The organism is Bradyrhizobium sp. MI1.10, assembly GCF_055811035.1.
The window spans coordinates 1-7,045 of record NZ_JBVVPN010000103.1; the positions used below are offsets into that span (position 1 = coordinate 1).

Annotated in this window: 7 protein-coding genes and 2 pseudogenes; 8 read left to right on the top strand and 1 reads right to left on the bottom strand. The window is 56.3% G+C overall.

The window, feature by feature from the left end; all coding sequences use genetic code 11:
- The first annotated feature begins 736 nt into the window (after positions 1 to 736).
- Positions 737 to 904 carry a hypothetical protein gene (locus AC0L3K_RS40025; protein WP_259219210.1) on the top strand — a complete coding sequence of 56 codons (168 nt, stop codon included), beginning with the start codon at positions 737 to 739 and terminating at the stop codon, positions 902 to 904.
- Between the two features lie 406 nt (positions 905 to 1,310).
- On the opposite strand, the gene AC0L3K_RS40030 is transcribed toward AC0L3K_RS40025, so the two are convergent.
- A complete protein-coding gene (locus AC0L3K_RS40030) occupies positions 1,311 to 1,478 on the bottom strand; it encodes a hypothetical protein (protein WP_473368147.1) in 168 nt (55 codons plus the stop codon).
- Positions 1,479 to 2,461: 983 nt separating this feature from the next.
- On the opposite strand from AC0L3K_RS40030, the gene AC0L3K_RS40035 reads away from it, so the two are divergent.
- From AC0L3K_RS40035 to groEL, 7 genes and pseudogenes are all read left to right on the top strand, one after another.
- The gene (locus tag AC0L3K_RS40035; protein WP_219685551.1) at positions 2,462 to 2,683 is read left to right on the top strand and encodes a hypothetical protein; all 222 of its coding nucleotides are present in this window, start codon (positions 2,462 to 2,464) and stop codon (positions 2,681 to 2,683) included.
- Positions 2,684 to 2,736: 53 nt separating this feature from the next.
- Positions 2,737 to 3,117, top strand: a complete 381-nt coding sequence (locus AC0L3K_RS40040) for a hypothetical protein (RefSeq protein ID WP_473368148.1) — start codon at positions 2,737 to 2,739, stop codon at positions 3,115 to 3,117.
- 279 nt (positions 3,118 to 3,396) lie between these two features.
- Complete coding sequence (locus AC0L3K_RS40045; RefSeq protein ID WP_473368149.1) at positions 3,397 to 5,034, top strand: MASE4 domain-containing protein; 1,638 nt, start codon at positions 3,397 to 3,399, stop codon at positions 5,032 to 5,034.
- A 180-nt stretch (positions 5,035 to 5,214) separates the two neighbouring features.
- A complete protein-coding gene (locus tag AC0L3K_RS40050; RefSeq protein WP_473368150.1) occupies positions 5,215 to 5,481 on the top strand; it encodes a MerR family transcriptional regulator in 267 nt (88 codons plus the stop codon).
- 32 nt (positions 5,482 to 5,513) lie between these two features.
- Positions 5,514 to 5,699: pseudogene (locus tag AC0L3K_RS40055) on the top strand (transposase); the annotation flags it as partial.
- 771 nt (positions 5,700 to 6,470) lie between these two features.
- Positions 6,471 to 6,785: a co-chaperone GroES gene (locus AC0L3K_RS40060; protein ID WP_473266274.1), complete on the top strand. Its 315-nt coding sequence runs from the start codon at positions 6,471 to 6,473 to the stop codon at positions 6,783 to 6,785.
- An 84-nt stretch (positions 6,786 to 6,869) separates the two neighbouring features.
- Positions 6,870 to 7,045, top strand: a pseudogene (gene groEL, locus AC0L3K_RS40065) (chaperonin GroEL); the annotation flags it as partial.

The following is a 7,045-nucleotide window of genomic DNA, read 5'->3' on the forward strand; positions in this document are numbered from 1 at the left end:
ACCAACCTATAGGGGGTCAATTTTGGACGCCGATCCCCCGGCTTAGGGGGTCAATATTGCAGGCCGAATGACATACGGCTGATTACGGCACATGGAATGGGAATGCACGGCCCCGGCTGTTTCTCCCAACCTGCGGCTGGGGCCGTTTAGACGTGCGTTGCATCGCTCAACCCGGTCCGCCACCATTTTAGAGGTATTGCCATCGCGCTATTTGGGCTGACCATTCTTTTCGCAACTCGATCAGCGCTCTTCTATGGTCGAAATACTGACGCTGCGCGCACGGTTGTGCGGGAGATTAGTCGCGGTTTGGGGTTGTAGGTGCGTCGTGCTGCGCTCATTCGGGCGGGGATGCGAGCTTCCTCAACGGCTATTTCTTCAACAGTATCCCTATCCTTCGCGCCATTCGCCTCACAGATCCTGCGTGGCGGCCCAGCTCGGCTGCGACTCTTCGATACGCCAGCGCCTGCCCGGGCCAGCTTGGATAATTGCTGGACCTCACGGTCGGCCCATTGCTTTGGCTTTTGTGTTTTCATGATGCTGCGGTCAAACCTGCCGCAATTTAACCATTGCGCCTGGTTACCGGCACTTGGGAAATTTACGGGTGGTGCCGGCCACCACGATATCATTGCGAGCACATCATCGTTTGACAGCGCATCTATAAGCTTATCGACCGCTGAAGCTGGGTTGTGTAGCCGCACGGATATCGTGCAGCACGCGCGAGCGTCATGTCGCTCACATGGACCTTTTCCATCTATGGAAAGAAGACCGGGGGATGGTGGTTTTCCCTGACGATCCGACATCGGGTCGCACGCTCCGGGATGCCTGCTGTGACTACATCGAAGCTATGGCCATCGATTCGGACGAAGACGATCAGGACGACGTTGGCGACGATGATGAAACCTGACTCGCAGCTCCATTGAGGGACTCAAAGGTCCCATAATGATCTTTAAGGCAACTGAGAATTGCGATGGCGGGCGCTCTGCGGGGCGTTTCCTCTGGAGGCGACCGCGGATGCTGGAGTAAGCGCGCGTTCCAAGGCGTAATTGCGTGATCAGGTCAGGGCTGAAGAGGTCCTTCTCTCCGCGCCGAAATTCCTTCCCTGTATCGTTCGCGAGCACCGCATGTACAGCAAAAGCCGTGGCGGAGCCGTGTGGTCCGTCAGAGCACAAAGGTTTCAACCAAGACGAATGTCCAGTCGGAACATTGCATCAAATGAAGAGCGTTGGCGCTCGAGACGAAAGCCAACCGCAGCAAGCATATCGAGTGGCGGTCGGGGCCAGGAAAAACAAAAAATTAGTTCTCGCGCATAATCATAATGACTCCAACGCAAAAACAAAAAATAAGGTGGGAAAAACATGGGAGGCTGGAATGGAAACCGCACAGCGCTTGCGCGCGATGGCGCGCTCTGTCGGCAGAGTGCCGCGCTTCATCCTGACAGAAGCTGGAAACTGCTCGCCGAGGCAGAATACTGGGAGCATTTGGCGGCGACTCCTCTCCCAACAGACATTGAACGCTGCTTCATCCCTGGTCAGCATGACTTAGCTGCTGCCTAGCGCTCACCTTTTGTCGTTTTGAAAATCGGATTGGGGTAAATGAGTATTCTTTGGGGCCAGTGGATGACTTCGTGTACCAACGAACGGCCGATGTGTCCCGTATGCAAACACCGGATGGCATTGGCGCGCATCTCTCCCGGCAAGTCCGGATTCGAGACGCGCACGTTCGAATGCTCGACCTGCGAACGTACCGAGACGGCGTCGTTCGCTGTGGATCCAATGAAGACAGATGCGGTCGGTTGGCTTGCAGGCGAATTGAACCCGCCTCGGTGAGCTTGGTGCTGTTGGTGATGCAGCCGGATGAATGTCCAATCGGCAGCACGAACGTTGTGCTATCGTGAGTACAATGGTGTGCCGGGACCTGGGTGGCGTTCCGGATTGCAAGAGCATCGAGCGCAGTGCGATAGATTTCAGCGTTGCTGTGATCTCGAACCCGAATTGCAGAATTGTGGGACATCAGTTCTGGTCGCACCAGCGTGAGCTCCGCTGCGAGACGTTCTGCTTGGTCCGCCGCTCCTTGTCGATCTTCTAAGATCATTCCGCCCTGATGCTGGCATGTTGCATCGGTGACAAGCTCGAATTCATAGTACGGCATGAAAGCCTCTCTACAAGGCCCCGCTCAGAGCGTACCTGCGCTCCCCATCAGATGAATTATCGTATGTGAATGCGAAAGCTGGTTTGTGGAAGGATGCGGACCGACTTTCGACCAATGGCCATATCCGGTGACGCTGTGGCGGGCTGATGCTGTTCGCCGAAGTCCACAAAATCTGCGCCCTGGCTTGCGGGCCATCTGCGTACCACCATACCGAAGCCTTGGTTGCGAGACGCGAAAGGCAGTAGCTTTGGTGCGATCGAGGAACTTCGGAGCTTCAACAATATTCTGTCATGATCAACAAGGAGGGATCCGCATGCCGATGCAGACCGTGATGGACAGTACCGGCGACAGCCGTCACTTCTTCGATGCGGACGATGCAGGGGAAGTAGCCAAGGCGGAGCAGCGATTCCGCGAGCTGACGAACGTCGGCTTCACCGCCGCGGTCCGGACCGGTTCAGGTCAGGTGTCGCGGATCCGATCGTTCGACCCCACTGCGGAAGAAACTCTCTTCTTCCCCAGGCTGGTCGGCGGCTGAATCGCGAAGCCGTGCGGCTGTTCAGACGCTCGCGGCCGGGTGAACGCTCACGGATGAGAGCTGCAAAGGCGCTGTTCATTCGACACGGCGCCGAGAGCACTCCGGAAGGACGCGCGCTGCTGCTGCTGCTGCATTACCTCTCGCCTGTCCAACGGCGGCAATTCGCGGAAAAGGGTTATTTCGAGGTAATCGGCGGCGACACGGGCAACCACTATAGGATCTATGCGGGAGCGGCTGCGAATGTCTGCGAGATCGGCGAAAACGGCGGTCCAAGGACCGGCTTGTGTTTCCTGCCCGTTGGCGATCTTCCGATTGGAGACGTCATGCTGGCCCAGAAGATCGCGCTCGAAAAGTGCGAGGGCAGCGCGCTCGCGGTAGCCCGAAAGTTCACTCCCAGCCGTTTCTTGTTCAGCCGGTCCCGCCCGCTTCGCTAGCCGCGCGGCGTCGTGTCAGTCAAGTTTGGGCGTGACGTCTCCTATTGGGCCTTCGCTTCCATGACGGGCTGCCGCTACATGCCCGTTCACCGGGGTAGACCGGAAGTCATCACATCGGGAGCAGGCCGACGCGATTGACCCATTCCGGACGTCTATGCTGGCTGAAATAGAGCCGCCATGGTTAGATTAGGGGTCGAACAGAAGCTTACTCTTCTCACTGCATTACTGTTTTCTTTGGCTGACCCTGAACTCATTGTCCAAGATAGCCAGGACGACGCGATGAAATTTCATCAAGCTAAGTTTGGAATGAGCCAATTGCCTGCAGACGAAGTGGGTCAAGATTTTCCATTGATAATCGCAACGATGCCGGCAAGCTCGCGGCAACGTGCCGTAGCAGTCGGTGTCATCGTCCTTTTGATGGTGGCGGCGGCAGTTATGGCACCATACGCGAACATACAGGTCCGCCGAATTGACTCATTCATCCCGGTTTTGCAAACCGTCTTAGCCGTTGCCGATCTCCTCACGGCAATTTTTCTGTTCGCTCAATTTTCTATCCAACCGCAACGCGCGTTGCTTGCGCTCGCGAGCGCTTACATATTCAGCGGCTCATTTGCATTCCTGCAGACGCTCGCTTTTCCGGGCGGGTACGCGCCCGACGGTCTGATTGGTGACGGACCTAACACTCCAGCTTGGATTTACGTGCTTTGGCACAGCACGTTTACGGCGGCTGTCCTTGTCTATGCAATCTCCAAAGACACCATCGGAAACAGCAAGTTTCCGGCCGGATCCAAAATGGCACCGATCATAGTTACTGTTAGTGGTGTCCTTGCGACGATTGCTGTACTCACTTGGATCGTATGCACAAAGACGGAATACCTGCCAAGCTTCTTCACTAATGACATCAGATTGCAGACGAAATTTGGGAATCAGGTCAACCTCGCGCTGTGGCTCTGGGGTGCTACCGCGACAGCGGTATTGCTGTTACGCAGACGTACGATCCTAGATTTGTGGTTGATCGTGACGTTGCTTGCCTACATGCCTAGCTTCTTGGTGGCAATCATCGGCAGCTCGATACGATTTACGATTGGTTGGTACGCAGCTAGATGCTTTGTTCTCGTTGCCAGTTGCATGTTGCTGAGCGTGCTGATCGTCGAAACAATCTTTCTCTATTCACGTCTCGCCAGTGCGATCATTTTACAAGGCCGCGAACGCGCCAACCGACTTTTGAGCATAGATGCTGTCACGGCGGCCATTGCCCACGAACTAAGGACGCCGTTGGCAGCGATATCGCTTAATGCCAACACCGCGCGGAGCCAACTTCGTTCGAAGCCTCCAGAGCTTGATCAAATGGACGATATACTCAGTGATATAGAAGGCGACAGCTTTCGCGCGAACGAAATCATTACGAGCATTCGCGAACTGTCAAAGAAAACGACTGATCGAAGCGCATCTACACGTATTGAGGATGCGGTTCGCTTAATACTTAGACTGTTGCATCATGAGCTTACAGTCCATGAAGTAGCTGTCACCACAGAATTTGAGAGTAGTCTCCCAGAGGTGCATCTAGATAGCACGCAATTGCAGCAAGTGCTCTTGAACCTCGTCAAGAACGCTGTAGACGCAATGCACTCCGTGCCTCCAGAAGCCCGACATCTGCGGCTCACAGCGAGTTTAAACGGCCAGTCGAGGATACTATTGTCGGTTGAGGACTCCGGGCCTGGAATTCCGGTTGAGGATCGCGAGCGCATATTCGATCCATTCTTTACGAAGAAGTCCGCTGGTATCGGCTTGGGCCTCGCCATCGCTTCTAGCTTGGTAGCGGGCTTCGGAGGCACATTGCGGCTCGCCAAGTCAGACTGCGCTGGTTCCGTTTTTCAGATCGAGATACCGGCCAGCGGGCAACACTCGGCCAAGTAGGTGCGATCTTTGGACTATCTGCGAAGTAGCGGCGGCATTCAACAGGTCCGCTCACCGGCGCACGAACTTCATGGTCGGGCGTTGGACCGCCTCGGCGATGGCTTCCGCATCTCGGAAGTCATTCTTCTGTCCCTTCGAATATCCGACGTCTCCCGGCACGCTGGTGTATCGGTTTCAACGATCCGGGTATGGGAATCCCGGGGACTTCTGTCTCCGGCCTACACGGCTTCGGGCAGACGAGCCTATCGGCAGTCGGACGTCGTGACCGCGATCGCCATCAAGCGCATGCGAATGGTGGAGGGAATGAAGATCCCCGAGATCAAGACCACGCTTGCGTCCATGCCGTGCGAAGACGGCGAAGAAACGTCCGTGGAGGAAAACGAAACGCAGTTCGAATTTGGCGCCGAGCTGCGGCTGACCTTGCCCCGCGGGTTTAATCCGGTTTGAAGTTCGTTCTGGCCCACGACAAGGACCAGAGCATGAAGCGCAGCCGCTTTTCGGAAGAGCAGATCATCGGGATCTTGAAGGAGCATGAGGCCGGCGTGTCGGTCGCCGATCTGTGCCTCAAGCATGGCCTCAGCGACGCCAGCGTCTACAAATGGAAGGCCAAGTTCGGCCATGAACGTTGTCGAGGGAAAGATTGCCCTGCTGACGCGAGACGGCTTTGCAGCCGAACTCTCTCGTCTAGGCTGTAACTTCAAACGGACTTGGCTTGGAGGACTGCTTCATGGGCATTGTCTTGTGTCGTATTGCCCGCTTCTGCTTCGGCGGTCTTGCTGCGACACATGCAGTTCCCGGACGCTCTTCTTCACCGCGTGCCCCTGCGTGGAAGGCTCGTCAAACACCCGCAATCCGACTCACTCCCCTTCAAATCCTTCTCCATCCGCCGACAAAGCAGGAAGAACAAATGAGGTCTGAGAGACGCGTCTGAAAATGGACGAGGTGCCGAACGATCTGAGCACGTTCCTGCGTTAGCTCTCGCCAATTAGCGTTGCCTCGCCTCGACGTGCTGAGAGCTATCGGATCATCATCAAGCGGTGCGATACCTCCAATTCCCGACCGCTGCCTTAGGTCCCAACGCATCGCAATCTTGGAACGAAGTCAGCCGACGATTCGCATCTGAACCGGGACCAGATCGGCGTTCCTTTACCTTCTCGAATTAAGGTCAACGCGGCAGAGGAATTGAACTGGTCGGCGACATTAGGTCGAGAGACGTACAAACTCACTCAGAAGAAGGTCGGGTGCTCGGCGGCAAACTCGAATAGGTGATCTGGGTAAGCCCCATAGAGATCCCGCGCGACGAGCCGATTTTCCGGTTACAAACCCTTGTCCCCCCGGAAATCAGTCCTATTTCAGCTGCGCCCGCGTTGGCACTCGCGGGCAATGATTGCTAGCGACGTCAAATCATCAGCCAGTGTAAACGCTTAGGAGATCTCATGGAATTTCGTCCGCTTCACGACCGCGTCGTGGTCAGGCGCATCGACGCAGAGGAAAAGACCGCTGGCGGCATTATCATTCCGGACACTGCGAAGGAAAAGCCTTCCCAAGGTGAAGTCATCGCAGTCGGCCCCGGTGGCCGCGACGAGAGCGGCAAGCTGATCCCGATCGACGTCCTGGTCGGCGACCGCATCCTGTTCGGCAAGTGGTCAGGCACCGAGGTCAAGATCGACGGCCAGGAGCTGTTGATCATGAAGGAGAGCGACATCATGGGCGTTCTCACTGACGCGTCCGCCAAGAAGAAGGCCGCTTAAACCATCGCTCGCACCGCTCATCCTGAGGGGCGCCTGCTGGGCGTCGCCAAGGGTGAGACCAAGTAAAATTTTCAGGAAACCCACATGTCAGCCAAAGAAGTCAAGTTCGGCGTTGACGCGCGCGACAGGATGCTGCGCGGCGTCGAAATTCTCAACAACGCGGTGAAGGTGACGCTGGGCCCCAAGGGCCGCAACGTCGTGCTCGACAAGTCGTTCGGCGCTCCCCGCATCACCAAGGACGGCGTCACCGTCGCCAAGGA

Bases quoted from the DNA above. Each gene is read 5' to 3' on its own strand.
- AC0L3K_RS40060 (WP_473266274.1), top strand. From the start codon at position 6,471: ATGGAATTTCGTCCGCTTCACGACCGCGTCGTGGTCAGGCGCATCGAC.
- AC0L3K_RS40045 (WP_473368149.1), top strand. From the start codon at position 3,397: ATGAAATTTCATCAAGCTAAGTTTGGAATGAGCCAATTGCCTGCAGAC.
- AC0L3K_RS40040 (WP_473368148.1), top strand. From the start codon at position 2,737: ATGAGAGCTGCAAAGGCGCTGTTCATTCGACACGGCGCCGAGAGCACT.
- AC0L3K_RS40035 (WP_219685551.1), top strand. From the start codon at position 2,462: ATGCCGATGCAGACCGTGATGGACAGTACCGGCGACAGCCGTCACTTC.
- AC0L3K_RS40030 (WP_473368147.1), bottom strand. From the start codon at position 1,478: ATGCTCCCAGTATTCTGCCTCGGCGAGCAGTTTCCAGCTTCTGTCAGG.
- AC0L3K_RS40025 (WP_259219210.1), top strand. From the start codon at position 737: ATGGACCTTTTCCATCTATGGAAAGAAGACCGGGGGATGGTGGTTTTC.